We start from the raw sequence: 22,254 nt of genomic DNA, 5'->3' as shown, positions 1-22,254 counted from the left end.
ACTTGCAGTGCAACTCCCATGAAATCTCCGATTTCATGCGATCCCGAATCGCAATTCGGGTGTCGAAGCGAAACTCGGGTGCTGCATCTACCGGGTCGTGTAGAGATTAATTTCCTAACTTTTACTGATGGTATTTTTCCGATGGAACTTTCAGGTCTTCTCGAATTCGATTTCCTTTATTTCCTTTGAGTTTTTCATGTAGTGCAAAAAGAGGTCTTCTCCCCATTTGAGGGCGGTTTTTTCCAGACTCATCATTGCATGGTTGTGATAGATCCCGTTTTTATAGAAGAGGGACAGAGCCATGAAGTGGTCCGTTACCAGGCTTGAAGCAAGCCTTATGGGGCAGTCGCAGACGAAGATTTTTGCATTATCCCTGTCCAGGTATTCATTAAGGGCTGCGCTGTATTCCTTTTTCAGCCTTTCAAATACCGGTTTTGTGATTATCAGGGATACGTCCGTTCCTTTTTTGATGAGCTCTACATAGGTTGAGGGGTAAGCAGGGTTGAAGTAGGACGAGACTTCCATGACGTGGACTGACCGGGTCAATTTTTCTTCGATTTTCTGGGGAATTTCGTACATTCGGTCCAGGTCAGGTTCGACAAATTCGCAGTGTCCCAGGTCGTCAATCCGGTCCAGGAGGTGGACAGGGATTGCGCTTATGTTGTGGTTTTCCCAGTAGTCCATGTTCTCTGAAAACACTTCCAGGGTGTTCAGCAGGGGTCTCATTTTTTTAACGACCACTTTCCCTATATCCGAGAGCTTGTAAAGATCGTCTTCATGGATGATAAGCCCCTGGCTGATGAGGATCTTGATCTGGGTCATGATCGCACTTGAAGTCACGTTGAGGATGTTTTTAATGTCATCAATATTCCTGGGTTCCTCCATCAATAGTAGAAGAAGGTCTTTTCTTTTGTCCGAAAGAAAAAGGGTACCCAACAGTTCCAGTTTCATCGTAAATCTCCAGCCGCTTCATTTACACATTTTTTTAGTTAAAGCTCTATTCAGGGCTCTGTTCAAGGTTCTGATTCAGTTTCAGATTTTATCAGGACTTTATCGAGGTCAAGAATCTATCAAAGACTCATTAAAGACTCATTAAAGACTCATTAAAGACTCTATTCAATTCATGCTTCAGGTTTCTTTTTCGGAAGCCTTACATGCATGGTTGTGCCCGAACCTTCTTCGCTTTCTGCCCAGATTTCCCCGTCATGGGCGTTGACAATGTTCTTACAGATATAGAACCCCGATTCAAGGCCCTGATACCTGCGGGTGAGGGAGTCGTCCACCTGGTAGATCCTGTGGAAGAGGTGGGGGATAAGCCTTTTCTGGATACCTGTTCCGCTGTCCTTTACCATTATGTGGACTGTTTCCTCTTCTTCTTCGGCTTTCACTTCCAGGGTCCCGCCGTGGGGGGTGAACTTGATAGCGTTGCCCATCAAGGTCGTGAACAGGTCTGTCAGTTTTTGTTTGTCTCCGCGGATAGGCGGGAGGCTTGCAGGGAGTTCCTTTTCGACCCTCAGTTCTTTTTCATCAATCAGGAGGACCAGGTTGAGGTAGACGTCCGAGAGTATCTTCTTAATTTCTACCTCGCCAAAGGAATACTCTATCTTCCCTGCCTGTTCCAGGCTCAGGTAGAGCAGGGAATCAACCATATGCTTCAGCCTCTCCGAGCTGTTGATGACGGTGTCGATTGCCTTCTGCTGCTGGTCTTCAATTGCCTCCCAGGTCTCTAAATCAATAAAGTCTCCGTGGTCAACCCTCATAAGGGGCAGGCTTTCGGTCATAAATTCCGCTTTTATCCTGTTCAGGGACCTCAGTTCGTCGTTGGCTTTGGAAAGATCTTCCGAGTAAGCTTTCAGGGCGTCTTCAAGCTGCTTTCTCTGGATGAGCTGCCACATGCCCTGCATAAGCAGAGTGAGCTGGCGCAGGTCCGATTCATCATATGGCTCGTCTTTGTTTCCAACCCCCGCAACCGCAACGATCCTGTCCCCGTCAAACACTGGAACGTTCATATGGCGGGTAAGGTGCACATGGTCTTTCGGGTATCCTTTTTTCAGGGAACTCGGGGCTGTATAATCATTTGTGATTATGGGTTTGCGCTGCCGGACGGCTTCTCCCCAGAGCCCTGTAGTTTTCACCGGATAAATGAAACGCTTGTCTTCGATAGCACATTCTTCCATGGCACTCTTTGACCAGGAGTGCATGATCAGGGAGGTTTCGTAGGCGTCCATGAAAGCAAGATACCCGAGTTTACTGCCCGTAAGCCTGACCGCCTCTTCGCGGGCAAAGTCCGTGATCTCTTTTAAGGAAGCTCCTGTCATCCGGTTAAGTTTTTCCAGGGCTTCGAGCCGGGCCTCGTTCAGTTTCTGGGCAGCCTCTGCTTTTTTGCGCTCGGTGATATCCCTGGCAACCGAGAGGATTGTTTTCTTGCCTTCATAATCAATTATCCTGGCGCTTACTTCAAGGGGGACAACAGTGCCGTCCTTGCAGACCGCCCCGGCTTCATAGATCCTGGACCCCTCGCTCTGGATTTTCTTGAGGTTCTCCCGGACCGAGGCCCAGTACTCGGCAGGGATAATCTCTTCGGCTTCCATTTTCAGGATCTCTTCCTTGTCATATCCGAGCCTGCTTACCACTGCCTGGTTTACGTCCATGTAACTTTCTCCTTCGGGCTCGCGGATGTACAGCTGGTCATTGATGTTATTGAAGATGGTCCTGAACTTGTGTTCGGATTCTTTGAGGGTTTCTTCTGCCAGCTTATGTTCAACTGCAATGGCTGCCAGCTGGGCATTTGTTTTCATAAAGTCCAGGTCTTCTTTTTCAGGCCTGTGCACTTCCCCGTAGTACATGGAAAAGACTCCCAGGACTTCTCCTGAGGACGAAATGATTGGTTCGGACCAGCAGGCTTTAATCCCGGCTTCAGCCGCAAGGTCCCTGTATTCAGTCCAGTAGGGGTGCTCCATCACGTTATCTGTGGTAACCCTTTTTTTCATGTAAGCCGCAGTTCCGAAGGACGCCGCCCCAAAACCGATCTCAGTCCCGTTGGTCTTCTGAATATAAAAAGCAGGGAGTCTGGGGGCAACGCAGTAAAAGAGGCGCTTTTTCTCCCGGTCGAGCAGCATGACCGAACATCTTGAACCTGGCCGGATCTTTTCAACATTCTGGACGAGGAGCAGGAGCATTTCTTCCAGGGGGGCTCCGGAGGCGAGCTTTCCCAGGACCCTGTTTTGCCCTTTTATCATCTCCTCAGCCAGCTTGCGTTCGGTGATGTCCAGGACGATCCCCTGGTAATGGACAATTTCTCCTTTTTCGTTCCTTTTGATGAGGGTCCTGTCGTCTATATGCCGCACTTTTCCCGACTTTGTCAGGACCCGGTACTCCTAGGTACAGTCTTCATAGCCTTCTCTGGAAAACTTTGCCACTTCGGCGCGTATTCTTTTACGGTCTTCAGGATGTATCAGGTCTTCAAATTTTATTTTTCCGGAGGTGAAATCTTCGGGGGTATATTCCAGCTTTGTGATATTTTCAGAGACAAATTCTACGGGCCAGCCTTCTTCCGGCTTGCATAAAAACACATATACGGGGCTGCTTTTGATGATGTTTTTGAGTTCGTTCTTCTTTTTCAGCGCCTTTTGTACCGATTCTTCGGCTTTTTTGCGCTGGGTAACGTCGCATAGTGTGCCCTGGTAATGGCTCACATTTCCGTCTTCATCTCTCCTGATCAGGGTCTTTACCTCAATCCAGCGCACTTCTTCTGAAGCTGTCAGTATCCTGTACTCCTGGGTCAGCTCTGCACAACCCTTTTCCGAACACCTGGCAATTTCCTCTTTTACCCTTTCCCGGTCTTCAGGGTGGACGATATCAAGGTATCGGACGCCTCTTAATGTGAAGTCTTCAACTTCATGACCGAAATTCCTGATGTTTTCAGTGATGAGTTCGACAGGCCAGTTTTCAGTTGCCTTGCATAAAAAAATGACTACAGGGCTGCTGTTTATGAGCGATTCAAGATTTATATCGAACTTTTTCATCGATTCATTTCCCGAGTTTTATTTTTATTTACCTGATTTTGAATACCGTTTTGAGCTACTGTTTATGTTCAGGATACAGGGAACAAACTCTTATGTAGTCGACTGTTTTTGAGCTACTGTTAATGTTCAGGATGGAGGGAGTAAGATTCCATATAATAACTGGCTTTGAGCTACTGTTAATGTTGAGGAACAGGGACATACCTGCAAAAGCACTTCAAGGATATTTTTCCCTTCCGTAACCGAATACCCCTGGAATTTTTCATTTAAGGGGCTCAGGATCTGCCTGAGTTTAATAAAGCTTCATTCTTTTCAAATAAAATGGCAGTACTGGCTTATTTATTTTTTTATTTTTTTTATTTTTTTATTTTTTATTTATTCCTCTAACAATTTAAATTGCATTTCTCTTATATTTTTGATTTTTCTCTATTTTTTATAATGGTCTGCAGAATCTGATCAATCGGTTGATGTAAAGACGAGCAACCTGATTTTCTTCTCAGCAATTTTCTTTTCTGTAGGGTTACTGGGCAGGCTTTATTTTTCCCAGGGGCTGATATTTTCAGTTTCCACCGGAGTCGTTTATGAAAAAAGGTATTTTTTTATAAACCTCTTTTTTATACACAAATTGTATGTAATACCCTTAGCAATCCTATGTTTTTTCATTATTCGTTCTCAATCCTATATACTATACTTAGACTCCGGAATCACGAGTCATTTTTTCTTTTGATCTGCTACTTTTTGGATACCTTTATATATCAATATCTTCTATATAGATCTTGTACTACTCATTAGCATCTCCAAGGGGGCTTATTTATTACCAAGGATAAAAGAAAAGTTCAGTTTACCGGAAATTCTACCTATATAGTGTCTCTTCCCATAAAATGGGTTCGAGATATAGGGCTTGAGGCCGGAGACACACTGACCCTCACACCCATGCCGAACAAAACCCTGCTGGTTTCCTCCAGTGCGGTTTCGAAAGAACGTTCTGCCCTTAAGGCAACTATAGACTACCTCCACTCCGATAGTGCGGAAAACAATCTGAGAATCCTTATTTCTCATTATCTGGTCGGGTATGACGTAATCAGGTTGACCACCAAAAAAGGTTTCAGCGCCTATGACCGCAAATTCATAAAGGACTCTGTGCGCCAGAAACTCATAGGTCTGGAACTTGTGGAAGAGTCCCGAAACGAACTCGTCTTTCAGTGCCTCCTGAACTACAACGACCTCCCTCTCAGCCGTGTAATTAAAAACATGTACGGGCTTGTTCTTTCCATGCTTGAGGACTCTATGACCGGCCTTCGGGACCGCAATGTGGAGATCGCAGAGGACGTCATCCAGAGAGACGACGATGTTGACCGCTTCTACCTCCTTGCCGTCCGCCAGCTCAAGGCTTCAATTGAAGACATCGAGCTTTCAGAAAAAATTGGAATCAGACATCCGCGGGAATGTCTTGGCTACAGGCTCATTACCAAGAGCATCGAGCGCGTAGGGGACCACGCGGTAAGGATTTCCAGAAATGTCCTTAAAATGGATTCCGGAATCAGCAGTGATGACCCGATTTTCAAGATGGCTGACCTCTCCAGGAAAGTGTTTGAAAGCTCCATAGATTCCATGCAGCAAGAAGACCTCCAGGCTATAAACCAGATCGTTGTTGAAGCCAAGAAAGTCTCCCAGTTTGGCGTTTCCCTGGAGTCGAGAGACGGCGAAGGTTCGGGCAGTATCGAACTCAGCATGGTTCTTGAGAGCCTGAGAAGAGTAGCCGAATACAGTGCCGATATCGCAGAAGTCTCAATTAATATGAACATAAAGCAGCTCTGACGCCTGAATTGTGCTTCGGCACCCTATTTTCGCTTCCCTGGTTTCGCTTCGGGATCACAGGAAATCGGAGAGTTACTGTGAGTTGCATTGCAAGTGCAGTAGCACGAGGTCCGTTTCAGCAGAGTTGCGGCTCTGCAGTGCGCTGCCCTTCCAGAATTGCGCCTCGGGAGTACGCGGTCTGTTTCGGCAGAGTTGCGGCTTTGCAGTACGCTGCCCTTTTCGCTTCGCTCAAGAGGGCCAATTTTGGGATATAATAGTGAACTGCGCTCAAGCAGACTAACTTGCAGGTTAAAATCGGAAACTGCGCTCAAGAGGGCTAATTTAGAAGTTATTAGAGTGAGCTTCTCTCAAGAGAATTAAATCAAATGAAGGTCTCCAGAAAGGCTGACCGAGTCACTTAAAGACGTGGGTTAGCCCCATTTTCCGGGGCCGATGGAAGTATTTCTCGGGTTGAGGGGGAATTTTCCCCTAATTATTTTCCCCTAATTATTTTTCTCTGATTATTTTTTCCCTAATATTTGCTTTTTTACACAACCGCTTTCCGGAACTGATGCGTTCCTAGAATCACCACAACTCCGGCTCCTATAGCAAGGCCCATAATCCCGTGAACAGGTATTCCTCCTTCGAACAGCATTCTTGTGCTGTCTATGGCATAGCTGACCGGATTGAGTTTTGCCAGTGTCCTCAACCAGGCAGGCATGACCTCGTAGGGCATAAGTGCGCTGCTCGTAAAAAAGAGCGGCATGCTGATCATGCTGTTCACGGCGGCATAGCTGTCATGGTCGCTTAAGTGCAGCCCGATCATGGTTGAAAGGGCCGAGAAAAATACCGAAAACAGGAATAGGGTCAGATATATCAGAACTATGTTTATCGGGTCCGATATTCTTACTCCAAGTATGGTGGCAATCAGGAGAATCACGGTTGCCTGCAGCAGGCCCCTTACGCTGATAAACAGGATTTTTCCGTACAGCATGCTTTCTCGTGGGGAGGGCATGGCGAGGAACTTATTCAAAAAACCCAGTATTTTATCAAAAATCATAAGTGATCCGCCCTGCAGGGAGGAAAAGAGAGTCGTCATTACAAGGATGCCCGGGGTGATAAATGCAAGATAATTATCGGTAAACTTTGTGGGCAGGGCAAGCCCGACAAATACAAGCCAGGCGGCAGGCATTACAAGAGAGGAAATAACGGTTACCCTTCCTCTGAGCCATTTTACGAGGTCCCTTTCAAAATAGTAGAATATTGCTTTCATTATCTCCGCCTCAGAAGGTTTCTGAACTGGGTTGAATTAAACCCTGCCTGCTCTTCAGGGGTCTTGACTTTCTCAAGGAAAACATCATTAAGGGAAGCATCTTTTCCTATGGAACTTATCAGGTTTTTGGGCGAGCCGACAACTGCAATTTTGCCTTTGTCAATAATGGCAACCCTGTTGCAGTACTTTTCTGCCTCTTCCAGGTAGTGAGTGGTCATGAAGATAGTCATTCCTTCCGCCTTAAGCATCCTGATATGCTCCCATATCTTCTTTCTGCCGCTCACGTCCAGGCCGAGGGTGGGTTCGTCCAGGAAAAGGACTTCAGGCTCGTGCACAAGGGCCTGCGCAAGTTCAAGGCGCCGTCTCATCCCTCCCGAATATGTTGCAACAAGATCCCCTGCCCGGTCCGAGAGGGACATCATTTCAAGCACTTCGTCTACCTTTGAGTTTCGGTTCGGAATCCCGTAGAGCTTTGCATAAAGCAGCACATTTTCCCTGCCTGTAAGTTTTCGGTCCACTGCCATGTCCTGAGGGACATAGCTTATCTTTGATCTGACTTTTTTAGAGTCTTTCACAATATCATATCCGCAGACCTTTGCAGTGCCGCTGCTGGGTTTTAGCAGGGTTGTGAGCATCATGACCGTCGTACTTTTGCCTGCCCCGTTGGGCCCCAGGAGGCTAAAAATCTCGTTTCCGACGTCAAGGTCGAGATTATCAACAGCAAGCAGGTTTCCGAAGGACTTGGATAATTTCTCTATTTCTATCACAGATATCCCCTTGCAAGTGCGTAAATAGGCCTTAAACCTGAGGTATAGTAAATTCCACTTGTGTACATGTTGTAAAGGAGTTTTATGATCACGATACTTATGGCAGCAGAAATACAGACTGTGACCAGTGCCTTATCAAACTCCGAAAATTTCAGTTTTTTGAGGTATGTCCTTTCCGGATTTGCCCGAAAAGCCCGGCTCTGGATCGAAACTGCAAGGATACCTGTTCTTCTCACGCAGTTTGAGAGCGTCGGGGTCAATATGTTCAGGGACGTTTTCACGATCCCTGACCCGAACCTTTTAGGGTTAAAACCCCTGAGCCGCTGTACCGTTATCACGGTAAGCACTTCAGTGATTATTATTGGCAGGAACCGGACTGCTGTTACCACCATGAAGGCCACGCTGTAAGGAACCCTGAGCCCCACAAGCCCGTTTAGCATATCTCTTGAGTCCGTGGTCCAGCACATCAACAGCCCTAGGGACAGGATTGAAGCCGCCCTTAAGCCCTGAATTGCACCGTGATGAAGCCCTTCTTCGTATACGAATAACCCTCCGTTTGTCAGCCATCCCAGAACCGGAAAATCAGGACTGATTATGGTAAAAATCACGGTCCTTGGAAGCTGGGAATAAAAAAGAGCCTGAGAGTAGATAGTCCCCCAGACCAAAAGCACGAGGAGTAGAGCCAGGGTTTTGAGTTTTATTACCGGCATCCTTGCAAGTGCAAATCCGGAAAGTATGACCAGAAACATCAGAAGCATGGATTCGGGATTGTCCACGGTTACCGCCACAAAAGCCGTGGAGATAAGGATCAGGATTTTTGCCCGCGGGTCAATCCTGTGAATTATTGTATCTTTAATCGTTGGTTCTGCAATTGATCTGGCGCCTATCATATTATCACTCCAGGCTTTCTACAGGTCAGCATTTTATCACTTCACATTTTATCCCTTCAGAATTTACCACTTCATATTTTCTCACTTCATATTTTTTAACTTCAGAACGTCTACGGGTTAGCGTTTCCACAAGTTCCGTGACTGAAAAAGCATCCACTCCCAGATAGTTCGCAATCTCAACAACCGGGGGCTGGGCAAGGGAAGCTTTCTTCAGGATCTCGATATTCTTTATGACCTCTCTTCCCTTCCCATCTGCTATAATCCGTCCCTCGTTCATCACAAGGATTCTTGTTGCATAGAGCATTGCAATCTCGATATCATGGGTACAAAAAACCAGTGTTGAGCGGTTGTTTTTGAAATAATCCATCATCTGTTCGATATTCACCCTGTCCTGCCCTGTTGTGGGTTCGTCAAGGAGGATTATTTCAGGATTTATGGAAAGTACCGAGGCAACGGCTGTCCTGAGCCTCTGCCCCCTGCTCAGGGACTGGGGAAGGTCCTGCCTGAGGTTCAGAATCGACATGGCTTCAAGCGAGGTTCTTGTCCTTTCCTCGATATTTTTATACTTTAACTGGACCGGCCCGAACCTTGCCTCCTCCTCAGCTGAGTCACAGAAGAGCATGAGGTCAGGGTTCTGGAATACGAATCCGACTCTCCCTGCAAAGGAGTAAGGATTTCTGGACCTGGTATCCTCTCCGAAGACCTTTACATTCCCTTTGTATGGTTTAAGCATGGATGCAAGGTTCAGAAGCAGGGTCGACTTGCCCGAGCCGTTTGTCCCCATGACCGCAACTCTTTCGCCTTTACGGATTTCCAGGTTTATTCCCTTAAGCACCATACTGTTTTTTTCATAACCAGACCACAGGTCCCGGATAGATATTACAGAATCCTTATTTATAGAATCCTTATTTTCGGAATCCTTATTTCCGGAATCTTTATTTCCAGAATCCTTATTTCCAGAATCCTTATTTCCAGAATCCTTATTTCCAGAATCCTTATTTCCAGAATCCTTATTTCCAGAATCCTTATTTCCAGAATCCTTATTTCCAGAATCTTTATTCCCAGACCCGTTATTTACAAACTCGTTACTTCCGACAGAAGCAGCTCGTCTGCCAGTTTCTTCTTTCGGGTTTGAAAAGTCCCGGAGGGTTTTCACTTTCTCTTTAAAATTTCCAGTGCCCAGCACGGCAAGAGCTTCCTCCGCGCTGAGAGGGCTTGCCTTTATCCCCAGGGTATGGCAGAGTTCAACAGGTTCGGGAACCCGAAGCCCCAGCCTGTGAAAGATCTCAAGATAATCAAAAGCTTTTGAGGTGGGCTGATCAAAGATTATTTTTCCTCTGTCCATGATGATGACCCTGTCTGCAAAGGGCACAAGTTCGTGCAGCCTGTGCTCGACCAGCAGGATGGTTATCTTTAGTTTTCTGTTGAGTTCTCTTACGGTATTCAGGACTTCCTGGGTGCCCAGAGGGTCCATCTGGCTTACGGGTTCGTCCATGGCAAGGATTCCAGGCATCATCGCAAGCATGCTTGCAATGCAGATCCTCTGTTTCTGCCCTCCTGAAAGCGAATTTGTAGAAGCCAGCCGGTGTCCTGACATCCCGACCATCCGAAGGGCTCCTTCTACCTTCTTATCAATTTCTTCCCTCTCTAAGCAGAGGTTTTCGGGCCCAAAGGCTACCTCGTCCTCAACGGTTGTGGAAAAGATCTGGTCATCAGGGTTCTGAAAAACAAGCCCTACAGCTCTTGAAAGTTCCATCTGGTTTGAGTCTCGGGTTTCTATCCCGTTTACCCGGATGCTGCCTGAAAATGTTCCTCCTGATTCATGAGGAATTATGCCGTTAAGGGTTTTGAGTAAAGTACTTTTCCCGCAGCCAGTAGGGCCAGTAAGGAGAACAAATTCTCCCTCTTCTATTTTCAGGTTAACTCCTTTTAACGTCGGATCTGTTCTTCCGGGATAGGTATACCACAGGTCTTTGATCTCTATCATAGTATCACCTTATCTGCCTCGCTGTACTGCCATAGTATCACCTTATCTGCCTCGCTGTACTTCCCTTGCTATCTTATTCGCCTCACTGTATCGCTTTATTCCTCCTCGCTGTACCACCTTATTCCGCCACCTTTTTCAGCCTGTTTCCCAGGCTTATTCCAAGCCAGGCTCCTATGAAAGTATATAGGAAGCCGTCGATCAGGATATTCGCTGTTATGTACCAGTTGCTGTAGAACAGCCTGTAGAGCACCATCCAGACGCTGAAAGATGCATACCCGCTGGCCATGTCAGCAATTCCGCAGACAACTCCCATCCTGAACCTGCTTCCGGGGTTCGGGTTTTTTCCGGTTATCCCTGCAACATACATCATGCCCTCCAGCAGTATCGCGCTCAGGGAAAATGTTATGAAAGTTATCGGGGTGAAACTCCCGGTTATAAATCCTCCTAACAGGAACCTGACCAGCATAAAAAGGCTTACAACTCCGGGTTTTGGAATCAGGACAACAAGCGAGGCGATGAGCATGTAAAGAAGAATCTCATAGAAGAGCCCTGTAAAGAGGAAACTGAAAGGCCCGAATATTGCATGGGACAGTTCCCAGAGGATTGTCATGGGGAGGTTTATGGCTGCAAAAGAAACGGTCCCGAAAAGGGAAATCAGCACAAGGTTGCGGGTCTTAAACCTGTCCATTATCTCCTTTGATCTTGAGAAAAAGAGGCTTAAGGCAGTAAGTCCGAGTAAAGCGGAGACAAAAGTAATTGCTATGGGGCCCCATTTTCTCGAAATTGCGTTTATTTTCCGGTCCTCTGTCACTGCAACCCAGTCGCTGCCTGTGAGCTTTACCTCAACCCTCAGCAGGTACTCTCCTCCCATCGTATCCCTGGACATATAAAGGGGAAGACTTACAAGTGAACTCGAATTCGGGGTAAGCGTTAAAGTGGCATAGCACAGTGTACCTGCGTCCATCCCCATAATGGAAGGATTAAAGGCTTGTACAGGTTCTCCGGTCTTGATGTCAAGGACATCATAAGTGATTATAACAGGAACCGTACTATCTCCTTTATTGGTAAGCTCCACTCCTATGAAGGTTGAAATGAGGTCTTCCTTATCGATCCGGAGGTTTGTGACCTTCAGCAGCTTTTTGAGAGCAGGAGATGTTTCCCTGACTACCAGAGTGTTAGACGGATGGCTGGGATTTCCGTATCCGTCCTCATCTGATGGTATTATAAGTCCGGATACCGTGATTTCCTCTGTGATTTCCTCTTTCGAAGCGACCTTAAGCCGGGTTTTGCGCACAATAGTATGCTTATCCCCTTCAACATCGACAACTGCAGTTGCAGTTATGTTATAAGTTCCGGGGGGGAGTTCGTCAGGTATATAAAAATCAACGAACCTGTACCAGTTATCGTACTCGGTCTGAAGCGTAAAGGAATGGACAGGGCTGTCCCGGAGCATAAAACCCTCGGGTAACTCGAGTTCCGTTGTCACATTCATATTTCCGTCGTAATAACTCTCAAAAAAAATATATGCAGAAAGATTGCTGCCTCCGACAGCAAGGCTATTCCCCTCCACTCCGTACGGGACCTGGATCATGAATGTGGTCATATCTTCAGGTTTGAATTCCTCCCGCATCTGTGCTGCTGCAGGCTGGATTGCCAGCATCAGTATAAGGAAGAAAAAAACTGGGTTTTTCATTCCGCTACCTTTTTCTTATTTAAGGATTTTTCGGATTTCCTGCAACTTCTGGTCCCAGTCCGGGACATCTTCAAAGCTCACGATGTCCACAGCCCCTCCCTGAAACTCTCCTTCTCCTGCCAGTTCTTCCATCCAGCTCTCGATTTCAAGATAAGAGTTTTTCAGGGCTTCAAGCACCTGCGGGTCAGGGTTCCAGAGCCCCCTGGACTGCGCTTCAAGGAGCCTGCGGGACATTTCTTCCAGAGCGTAGGGATTGTTCTCTTCAAAGAACCTGCGCATTTCTTCGTCAAGCACGAACGCCTTTGTGATGTCATCAAAGATCCAGTCGTCCACTTCCCGGGTGGAAGCCTCCCAGCCGTAGACCCTCCCGACTCTCTTCGAAATGTCCTCTGCGCCTTTGTATCCGTGCTGTTTCATACCTTCGATCCATTTGGGGTTCAGAAGCTTGGTCCTTACCACCCTGCGCACTTCGTCAGCCAGATCCCTGACCTCAACATGTTCGGGTTCTCTCGTATCCCCATAATAGACTTTCACATCCCTTCCCGAGGCCTGCCTGGCAGCAGCGGTGAGACCTCCGTGAGTCCCGAAATAACAGCAGCAGCCCAGGAGGTCATGCTCATCTGTAACCACCTTGTTGAAGGTAGCATCAACGGTCTTAAGGGTTGAAGCAAGCTGGGAAGGAGCTTCCCGGCCTTTTACGTCTTTTCCGTAGGCATAACCGTTCCAGTAAAGGAAGATCTCCGCAAGGTCCTTTTCACTCTTCCAGGCACTTGCATAGACTGCAAGCTGCACTCCTGCCGAATAAGTCCCGGGTTTGCTTGAAAAGATTCTGAATGTAGCTTCTCTGGGGTCCTTTCCCTCCTCAATCATCCGGAGACTGTGTTTTCTCGGATAATTCAGATCCTCCGTCTCATCAAGAGATGCTACCGCCTGGATTGCCTCATCTATGACCTCCATGCAGTTTGGAAAATTATCCCTGAGGATTCCCGAAACCCTGGCAGTAATATCAATCCTTGGTCTGCCCAGTTTTTCAAGAGGGATCACAGAAAAACCTTTAAGATGGCCGTTATTGAGCCAGACAGGTTCGACTCCGAGCAGGCTCATGAGCTGTGCCATTCCCTCTCCGTCAGCCCACATGATATCGTTTGCCATCCAGTAAAATGCCACATTCTCAGGATAGCGTCCCTCATCCTTGAGGTGTTTGTCAATCAGCACCTGCGTGAGCTGCTGCCCCACTCTCCAGGCAGCTTTTGTGGGTACCCTTTCCGGATCAAGCGAATAAAAGTTCCTGCCTGTCGGCAGTATATCATCTCTTCCGCGCATAATCACGCCCGAGGGACCGGGGGTTATGTATCCCCCTTCAAAACCATGTAAAAGAGATTCGATCTCCAGAGAGGCCTCCATCCTTGATTGAAGGTCAAGGATCCTTTTACAGATCGTGGCAGCATCCTGGAGAAGGGCCGGGTTTATGTCCTGCTCTTTAAAAACCTCTCCTATTATCCCGGCAGGCTCTTTTTCCGGGTTACTTAAAAATGTTCGGATGTAATCTTTTGAAAGGGAATCAATCTCTTCAAGCCTCTGGCCGTTTGCCATTCCGTTTTCCGAAATCCGGCTCTGGTCGGAAACCAGTTCATCAAGGTCGAGCCCCAGGACCCCTGCAATCACCCTTCGGATAGAAACCCTGTCCCCCACGCTTTCCCTGTCATCATACCTCAAAATCGAATTTATGAATTCAACTCTGTTCTCGCCCTCGGGGATTTGCCCGAAGATGTGCATCCCTTTATCGATCTGCGTGTTCCTTATCCTTCCGAGGGCTTCATGCGCCTTTCTTACAATTTCATCAAAGGGAGTCTGATGATCGGCTTTTATCTCCGAGTCAAGGTTGGATTTTTTAATCTCTTCAAGAATCAGGTGCTTCAGGGCATGTGCCCGGCCTTTGTCATGCTTTACCTGCTCATACTCCCCAAGCAGTCTGTCAAGTTCTTCCAGTCCTTCATAAAGCCCTGAAGAGGTCATGGTGGTCTGCATGTGGTCAACCAGGCAGGCAAGGCTTCTGCGTTTGGCAATGGTACCTTCCGGGGGGTTATCGGAGTTGTAGATGTAAAGATGGGGAAGAGTCCCGATTCCTATATCCGGGTAGCAGTCTTCTGAAAGCCCCACACCTTTTCCCGGCAGGAACTCAAGGTTTCCGTGGGTTCCCACATGTACGATTACATCAGCTCCGAAAGTGTTCTCCAGATAATGGTAGGTGGCAAGGTATTGATGTGTCGGGGGAATATCGGGGTCGTGCAGGATCTTGCAGACCTTTCCATCACATCTGGCACCTGCACAGCCGCGTTTCGGCTGCACGCAGACTACGGCATTTCCAAACTCCACTCCTGTCACAACGATCTTATTATCATAGACCATCGCAGCAGGAACCCCATTTATCTCTTCTCCGGGAGGGTTTCCCCATCCTTCTGTCATCCTCTGCCTGACTTTCGGGTTCAGGGTATTGAAAAATTGTTCATATTCTTCTTTTTCCACAAGAGCCAGAGCTCCTCCCTTCTTTACGATTTCATTGATAGGGGTCCACCTGAACTCTGAGATTGCTTTTCTGTTGAGGATAGTCTCAATAAGCTCCTTTCCGTCCGAAGGAGGATTAACTACATAACCTGCCTCTTGCATTCGGTTTAATATCTTTGCTACGCTTTCGAGAGAATCAAGCTTTGCAGCTCCTCCTACCGTAGCTTCAACACTGGCACAGGGGTTGTTGTGGAGGATAAAAGCAACCTTTCTCCGGCTAACCGTCTTTTTCCGAAGAGTAATCCATTTTGAGATCCGGGCTGCAAGTTTTGAGCAGCGGTCCGGGATAGGGAGGCGCCCCATATAATTTTCCTCAATCCCGCCTGCTCCTATTATAATAGGCTCGATCCCGCCTTCAAACTCAGGCAAAGCCACACCCCATCCGATCTCCGTGCTTAAACCCGTGGACTCCTTCCACTGTTCGGCAGTCATATAATGTGAAACAACCGGTTGAAATACAGGGACATCAAGCCTTTTTAACAGTTCGGTCCCCTTCCCTGCACATGAGGTCTCGTCTTCTTTAGCCCGGGTCTTCATAATAAAAAAAGGTGTGAGTTTCACGAGAGCGTCGATAACAGGTTTGCCTTCTTTTATGAAGTAGTCCTCAATAACCTCGTTTACTCCCCTGGTCCCAAGTTCTTTATCTTTTAATGAATAGGCAAAAACCGGGACTACACGAAGTCCCAGGTTTTCGAATTCTTTTATAAGGGCTTTCTCAATCTCCATGTCATTGTTTACCCAGGAAGTCCTGGAGGTCAGCAAACCTACTGTTTTGCTTCCTAAGGACCCATACCAGTTCAGGTATTCCTCAAGGTTTGAGAACATATCCCCGGAGTCCGGATGATAGAGCCCGTCCCAGGGTATCATTTTCGGAGGTTTTGCTTCATAGTCGAGCCCGAATACCTGTTTTAAAAGGTAGCGAAGCATATTGCTAAAGTTTTCCTCTCCACCGTAGATTACATAAGAATAACATGCGGCTGCAATTTCGAGTTTCACTGAAGAGAGGGTTAAAGAGGACGGGTCACTTCCTACACAAATTACCGGTACACTGGTTGTCAGAGGTTTGATCCTTTCATAGAATTCTTCCCAGAACGGGTTAGCTATATAGTATAGAAATACGGCATCGGCATTCTCACATTCATGGAATATTTTTTCAGCTTTTTCGGGTTCTTCTTCAAGAATTTTAGAGTGATAGGCTTCAAGCTCTATTCCGAGTTCTTCAGCTGCTTTGAGAAGGCAGGGAATATACGAGTTCCATGTGATCGAAACTATTTTCATATTTTCACCTCACGTAAGGATATGCACTTTATATTCTCCGAGCACTGTGCCGTCCTCAAGCCTTGAAGGAATTTCCAGGGCTGAAATATACCTGCTATCAGGAGAGATATCAGCAGATATCGTGGCGCCTTCGGTTCTGTAAATCTGGTCCAGCTTGGAGCTTGCACCTCCGCTTTTAGACACGTCAAATACATAGATTCCGTGAACGCTTCTGTCCTCGGTTATCAGGTTCTGGGCAAGCGGGACCACAAGATAGCGGTCATTCCGTGCACATTCCCCGGCATAGCCGTCAACTCTCCATTTCCACAGCAGATTCCCTTCATAATCATAGGCAAAAAGGGTGTTTCCGTTGGGATGTTCTATGGGGGCATCGTTTTTACTATCTCTGGAGAAAGTACTCCCTATTGAAAAGATCAGGGTGTCATTGACAATATAGGCATAATTTGCACTGCCGTAGATGGGGACTCCACTCACGACTATCGGGGTTGAGATGTTCTGCTGCCACGTAATCTCAGGAACTCCTGTTTCAATGATCCTGGAATTATTAAACAAAAAGGCCCGGCCGTCGCTTGTCATTGTTATTATCTGCTCCCCGTCAGGGGTGATCTGAGTACTGTACCAGATTGCAGAATAGTCAAAAAACGGCTCAAGAGCGGGTATCTGGTAGCTCCAGTGTTCTTCTCCGGTATTTCCGTTCAGGACATGGACAGTCCCGTCTTTCCACTTATCCGCCTTTGAAAAACAGGTGGTGCCAAAGGCTGCATATTCCCCGTCAGGGGTGGTATCAATCCATGAAACTCCCGAGTCCATGAGTTCGGATTCGGGGAATTCCCAGCGCAGGTTGCCTTCAGGGTCAAAGGAATAAACCTTTCCCAGGTACTTGTATTTCTCACCTATGTAGCCACAGGCCCGGTTGGTCGCGAAATAAATATTCCCGTTTGAGTCAAGTTTTATCTTTCTAATGGAAGGCATGTGGTCAAGGTCCGAACCAAGTGTCTCTCCTGCCCCGAATTTCCAGATTTCAGTGCCGTTGAGATCAAAACAATAGATAAAAGCATCCGGGCTCTCTTCCCCTACAATAAGGCGTGTGGCATCTTCTGAAAACTCTATGTCTGAGATTCTTGCATCGGTTATCCCTTCAACAAGCTGCTTTTCCCATATCTTTTCACCTGTGGCAAGCTCTATAAGTCTCAGAGAGCCTCCGTGAGTTCCGATAGCAAGATACTTACTGTCAGGAGAAAATTTCGTTACACCTTTTATATTCGATGTGGTTTTTTCAATGGTTCCTGGAGTTACATCCTCAAGCTCTATATTGTACTCCTCTTTCAAAGCCGGTTTTTCAGGAGCATATGCCTCGAGAGTACCTGAGGTCCCCGAGCCCGTTATCACTTCAAACATATACCGGGTTTCCGGGGTCCAGTCAAAAGATACAAAGGCCTCGTCTTCGGTTTTTTCAACATCAAGAGATGTCACCTGGTTGTCGCCCGAAGAAATCCTGATCTCCGAGATCTCGACTTCATCTTTCAGAGTTAGCAGGGCTCCGGTCCTTGAGAAAACTACCGAGTCTATCAATACCCCGGCTTCGGGACTACTTATCTCCTGCATATCCTCTATCCCGGAAGCCTGAGCCGATGTGCTGCTGCCTGACTCCTTGCTTTTTTCAGCACATCCCGCAGTCATTAAAACCACAATAAGCAGGGCTATCAAAAGTTTCCATTTCATTTTCTCACCTGACAATTATTAACCTGTGTTTTCCGGTTACATCCCCATTTTCGAGTTTCAGAGGGACTTCGACTGCGGCTACGGTGCAGTCCGAAGAAATCGCAGCGTTTGCAACAACCCCTTCGGTCCTGAAGGTCCAGAGCAGTTTTGAATTCCCGTTTCCGGATTTCTGACTATCAAAAATATAGACTCCGTGGACCTGGGTATCGCCTGCGGAGGTATCTTTTCCGACTGGCAGGACAAAGAACCTCATATCGGGAGAGAAAAAGATCCCTGCACAGCGCCCTCCGAGGCTGTAAGTCCAGGAAGTTTCTCCTGTTTCTGCGTTGCATGATATGAGGGAATTTTCAAGGGGGTGTGCCATCGGAACATTATCGGGATAGTATGCGGTAAGGGTGGCTCCCGTAAGATAGAGTATCTCATTTTCGGCAGCGATTTTTGCATTTTCGCCATAGGTATAGATGATACTTCTTTCAACTTCCTCCGGAGCTGTCACGTTGGACTGCCATTCCTCGGAGTACCATTCGGATTCCCCGTCTCCCGGCTCTTTCATCTCCGAGTCCGAAAAGAGGTATTTTCTCCCGTCCCCGGTATAGACTGTTATAAGGGTTCCGTCTTCCGAAACATCAAGCCCGTGCCAGATGGCTGCGGATACAAAATAAGGCCTGAGGGCAGGAATTTCGTATTTCCACCGGAGCTTTCCACTGGCATCAACGGAGTAGACGGTTGCATCAGATTCAAGGGAATTTGTCCAGTCCCCTGTTGAAAAAACCACATTTTTTCCGTCCCGGCTTGCATCAATCCAGTTTACACTCCGGGCATAATTTTCTGTTGCCGGGAGTTTCCAGGAAAGGGTGCCATCGGGATCGAACCTGTAAACCCTCGAAGCCAGCCCGTATCCGGAATCTTTCCAGTATCTGCCTGCTGCAACGTACACTGCATCTTCGGCAGCCGTTATCCTGTATATGCAGGGCTGGTATTTCGGATTGGAACTGGTCCCCAGATCATCGGCAGTCCTGTATTTCCGAATTTCCTCACCTGTGCTTGCGTCAAGGGAATATATGCATCCTTCAACACTCCTCTCCCCTGCGAGCAAGTACTTCCCTTCTTCCGAGAATACGAGGTCCGAAATGTTTCCCGATAAGGTCTTTGTCCAGAGCACTTTTTTTTCTGACATGTCAATGACTGTAAGGTTCGAGCCTGTCCCTACAGCTACGGATTTCCCGTCCGGAGCAAAACTCACACAGTCCTGGACGCTCGATCTTCCGACCAGGATATTCTCAGGGGTCGCGGCTCCGAGTTCATACTCCCAGTAAAGATAGGGGGAGGATTTTTCATAAGGCGTTATATTTGCCTGATTCGGTTCACTGCCTGCATTCTGTGCTACGTTTTCATCGGTTTCATCCGAAGGCACGTTTCCGGAAGACATTAAATCGGAAGATATGCATCCCGAACAAACTGAAAAAATGAGTAAAAATATGAGTATCAACACGACAATATTCTTTTTCATTTTCGGGCCCCTCTGGTTTTCAGGTTCCTTTGACCAATTTTATGATCAGCCGTAGATTTTCAGGTCTGATATTTTCAACGCGTTCCTGTGCCGGGTACTATTGTCTCCGAGACCCGCACTCACGCTCACGACCTTAACATTTTCAGCAGGGCCGCAGTACCTGGTATAATCTTCAACCAGATCTCTTTCAACCAGGCTCAGAGGAATCCCTGCGATTGTAACGGAAGGAGAAAAACGCCGCCTGCTTTCCTGATCCCTGTAATATTCCCCTTCCGATTGCGGATTCATGCTCCCTGCAGCAACATAATAAATTGACTTATGGTTGCTGAATGTGACCTTTAACCAGAGGCTGAAATTGTCCAGGTCTTCACCCCTCCAGTTCCATGAAATTTTTCCCGGAGACAGGCTCACGTCTTTATTCCACACTCCTTCCCCGGTCATGGAAGGGTTTTGAGTATCAAGATAGAGTTCGTTGCCTGCACAGCTGAGAAAATCGCCTTCAAGGTTGCAGTCATTTTCGAAATTTCCTTCGTATACTATCTTTTCATCAGAGGTCGTTTGAAAATACAGTATTAACAGAACTGCAAAAAGCAGGAATACGAATCCCAGTACGATCTTTCTTCCAGGCAGCATGAAAATTATTCAATGTCTGGATGTTAATAAACATTTCGAAATAAGTTCATTTTTTACAAATAAAGTTATACTTTTTTTAACTTTATGAATACTTATTAGTACTATTTTTTGTATTTATGACTGGAAAAAATGACTTTCTGACTCCTCAACAATCTTTTTGCAATCCTTTTTTGAATCTTTTCATTACTCTTTTAGATATCTATAGGCTGAATTAACAGTCCTCGATCTTAGGGGTAAACTTTAAACTGTCTACGATTCATCTTTTTTGGCTACTGTTTTCCTGAAGCCCACTTTATTTCCTGACTGTATAAAACGAAAAGGTTATTTAGTTTTATTATTGTCTCATTTCTTATGACTATTGTCAACGCTAAAATAAATCTTTTACACATATTTAGCTTATTTTTTTTTATATTTATGATTTTATGTATTATTGTGCCTGCGGAATGTGCTATTGAACAGCGCGGGCAAATCATAAATATTGCAGCAGGAGATCATCCGATTCTCAATGCAGAAAATTGCCCCGGATTTTATTATTCAACCACTTCAGGGACATACTATGAGTCGCTGGAACTTACTTTTTCAGAGGACGGGTTTATTAAAACCGGGGATGCAATCTATACCTCAAAGATCAGCTCCGGTTCAACTGCCTTTTTCGGGAAGAAATATAAGGTCCTCGAAGACGGGTTGCTCAGCGAAAACCTGGTGAGCTATGGAAGTCGGGATCTTCAAAAGGGGAATGATTTCGATCTCGGGAACGACTATAAACTGGTGCTTCAGGGGATAAATGGAGACTATGCCCTGCTTGAGTTTCAGAGAAATTCAGTCCCTGTTACCACCGAATCCGTGGAAGAGGGCTCAAAATTTAGCTTCAAGACCCGGATAGAAGGCACGGAATATGTGATCCTGGAAGGGACTCTTGATAAGGTTCTTGATAGTAAGGACCCGGTTGTGCGTCTTACAAGCGTAAACCAGTATTCGGATACGCCTCTTAAGCTTGAAGTAGGAGATGAATACGGAAAGTTCGAAGTAACTGCTATTACGAGCAAATATATTGAGCTGAGAAACAGAGTGCCTATCAGGCTGCAGCCGGGAGATTATTCAACCATCCTTGACAATCTGATCGATTTCCGGGTTGCCGATAATGTGTACAGGGCATGTTCTTACAATATGACCAAGGATACAATCAAATCGTATAAAATCAGGGGCACATCTCTGGCTGTAAACCGCTCGGATTCTTCTCCGGATTCCTGTTTCTGGACAGCTGACTCTTTTGGTATACTTTTTTACGACCCTGAGTACAACCTCAGTACGGAAAGCCTTGAACTTTCCCTTGATGCTGGTAATGACTGGATTCCCGAAGGAGGGCTGGTTTATGAATCCCTGCCTGTTAAGGTGGCATATAAAAACCCGGAGATGGGAGATTACGGGGAAGACTGGTTTAATGAAGGATATTCCGTGCTTGGCTGGAACGGTAAAGAATACGCATATCTCGGCAGTGACAGGGGAATTGTAAATATCCTTCTGGACGAGGACGAGAAACTCCTCCATCCGAATGAAGAATATAGCCTGAAAGAAGGGTATACTCTGAAAGTCACCGATCTGGATTCGGACAATGCCTGCCTGACGGTTTTCAGGAACAACCTCCCGGTTTATTCGAGCATAATCTCTCCCGGCAAGTCAGCGGACCTGGGTACCCATACCCTCCTTTACACTAAGGAATTAAATGGGGTTGAAGTGCCCCTCTTTTCGGCATATGTTGACAGCATCATCCGGGGGGATGAGCTCTCTGCTGTCAGTCTGAAGTATCTTCTGCATTTCTCTGACAGCCCGCTGGAACTGAGTTACGGGGAGGAGGTCGGAGAGCTTACTGTTGTTGAGACTTACCCGAAACTCAGGCTTGAAAATAAGCATGAGGTCTGGTCCGGGTCGGACATCAATGTATCGGAAGATATCTGGATTGGCAGATTTGAAAAGAAGACCTCCGGGAATCTCTACGTGACCTTTTACCCTTACATGAATAAGGTGGAAGATGTGAAGTCCGTTCTTCCTTCGACTACTCCCGCGTCCATACCTGTTATGAGTATTGAAGAATACCTTGTCGGAATCTGAATGCTTTT

General features: G+C 46.7%; 15 protein-coding genes. 2 read left to right on the top strand and 13 right to left on the bottom strand.

Annotated elements, in window-relative coordinates; genetic code table 11:
• Positions 1 to 150 precede the first annotated feature (150 nt).
• The 3 genes from ACSAZL_RS16440 to ACSAZL_RS16430 all read right to left on the bottom strand — a co-directional run bounded on the left by ACSAZL_RS16440 (position 151) and on the right by ACSAZL_RS16430 (position 4,025).
• On the bottom strand, positions 151 to 951 hold the full coding sequence (locus ACSAZL_RS16440; protein WP_440945678.1) for a helix-turn-helix transcriptional regulator: 801 nt from the start codon (positions 949 to 951) through the stop codon (positions 151 to 153).
• 170 nt (positions 952 to 1,121) lie between these two features.
• On the bottom strand, positions 1,122 to 3,347 hold the full coding sequence (locus ACSAZL_RS16435; RefSeq protein WP_440945677.1) for a GAF domain-containing protein: 2,226 nt from the start codon (positions 3,345 to 3,347) through the stop codon (positions 1,122 to 1,124).
• Between the two features lie 30 nt (positions 3,348 to 3,377).
• The gene (locus tag ACSAZL_RS16430; protein ID WP_440945676.1) at positions 3,378 to 4,025 is read right to left on the bottom strand and encodes a PAS domain-containing protein; all 648 of its coding nucleotides are present in this window, start codon (positions 4,023 to 4,025) and stop codon (positions 3,378 to 3,380) included.
• Positions 4,026 to 4,886: 861 nt separating this feature from the next.
• Between ACSAZL_RS16430 and ACSAZL_RS16425 the strand changes: the two genes are divergently transcribed.
• Positions 4,887 to 5,840 carry a phosphate signaling complex PhoU family protein gene (locus ACSAZL_RS16425; RefSeq protein WP_440945675.1) on the top strand — a complete coding sequence of 318 codons (954 nt, stop codon included), beginning with the start codon at positions 4,887 to 4,889 and terminating at the stop codon, positions 5,838 to 5,840.
• A gap of 23 nt (positions 5,841 to 5,863) precedes the next feature.
• Here ACSAZL_RS16425 and ACSAZL_RS16420 read toward each other — a convergent pair whose 3' ends face one another.
• The 10 genes from ACSAZL_RS16420 to ACSAZL_RS16375 all read right to left on the bottom strand — a co-directional run bounded on the left by ACSAZL_RS16420 (position 5,864) and on the right by ACSAZL_RS16375 (position 20,137).
• A complete protein-coding gene (locus ACSAZL_RS16420; protein ID WP_440945674.1) occupies positions 5,864 to 6,151 on the bottom strand; it encodes a hypothetical protein in 288 nt (95 codons plus the stop codon).
• 215 nt (positions 6,152 to 6,366) lie between these two features.
• On the bottom strand, positions 6,367 to 7,092 hold the full coding sequence (locus ACSAZL_RS16415; RefSeq protein ID WP_440945673.1) for an ABC transporter permease: 726 nt from the start codon (positions 7,090 to 7,092) through the stop codon (positions 6,367 to 6,369).
• A complete protein-coding gene (locus ACSAZL_RS16410; RefSeq protein ID WP_440945672.1) occupies positions 7,092 to 7,859 on the bottom strand; it encodes an ABC transporter ATP-binding protein in 768 nt (255 codons plus the stop codon). The genes ACSAZL_RS16415 and ACSAZL_RS16410 overlap by 1 nt, the downstream gene beginning before the upstream one ends.
• A complete protein-coding gene (locus ACSAZL_RS16405) occupies positions 7,856 to 8,749 on the bottom strand; it encodes an energy-coupling factor transporter transmembrane component T family protein (RefSeq protein WP_440945671.1) in 894 nt (297 codons plus the stop codon). The genes ACSAZL_RS16410 and ACSAZL_RS16405 overlap by 4 nt, the downstream gene beginning before the upstream one ends.
• A gap of 25 nt (positions 8,750 to 8,774) precedes the next feature.
• Entirely contained in the window at positions 8,775 to 10,736 is a 1,962-nt protein-coding gene (locus ACSAZL_RS16400; RefSeq protein ID WP_440945670.1) for an energy-coupling factor transporter ATPase, read from the bottom strand.
• 118 nt (positions 10,737 to 10,854) lie between these two features.
• Positions 10,855 to 12,429, bottom strand: coding sequence for a hypothetical protein (locus tag ACSAZL_RS16395; RefSeq protein WP_440945669.1), 1,575 nt, complete (start codon positions 12,427 to 12,429; stop codon positions 10,855 to 10,857).
• A gap of 15 nt (positions 12,430 to 12,444) precedes the next feature.
• Positions 12,445 to 16,272, bottom strand: coding sequence for a cobaltochelatase subunit CobN (gene cobN, locus ACSAZL_RS16390; RefSeq protein ID WP_440945668.1), 3,828 nt, complete (start codon positions 16,270 to 16,272; stop codon positions 12,445 to 12,447).
• Between the two features lie 9 nt (positions 16,273 to 16,281).
• Complete coding sequence (locus tag ACSAZL_RS16385; protein WP_440945667.1) at positions 16,282 to 17,994, bottom strand: WD40 repeat domain-containing protein; 1,713 nt, start codon at positions 17,992 to 17,994, stop codon at positions 16,282 to 16,284.
• Positions 17,995 to 17,998: 4 nt separating this feature from the next.
• Positions 17,999 to 19,504 carry an outer membrane protein assembly factor BamB family protein gene (locus ACSAZL_RS16380; protein ID WP_440945666.1) on the bottom strand — a complete coding sequence of 502 codons (1,506 nt, stop codon included), beginning with the start codon at positions 19,502 to 19,504 and terminating at the stop codon, positions 17,999 to 18,001.
• Positions 19,505 to 19,549: 45 nt separating this feature from the next.
• Complete coding sequence (locus ACSAZL_RS16375; RefSeq protein WP_440945665.1) at positions 19,550 to 20,137, bottom strand: hypothetical protein; 588 nt, start codon at positions 20,135 to 20,137, stop codon at positions 19,550 to 19,552.
• A gap of 414 nt (positions 20,138 to 20,551) precedes the next feature.
• Between ACSAZL_RS16375 and ACSAZL_RS16370 the strand changes: the two genes are divergently transcribed.
• Positions 20,552 to 22,246 (top strand): S-layer protein domain-containing protein, encoded by a 1,695-nt coding sequence (locus ACSAZL_RS16370; protein WP_440945664.1) that lies wholly within the window; start codon positions 20,552 to 20,554, stop codon positions 22,244 to 22,246.
• The last annotated feature ends 8 nt before the right edge of the window (positions 22,247 to 22,254 follow it).

Origin of the sequence: Methanosarcina mangrovi (assembly GCF_052057765.1) — an archaeon.
Classification (GTDB): Archaea; Halobacteriota; Methanosarcinia; order Methanosarcinales; family Methanosarcinaceae; genus Methanosarcina.
This window is presented reverse-complemented; position numbering and strand designations above follow the sequence as displayed.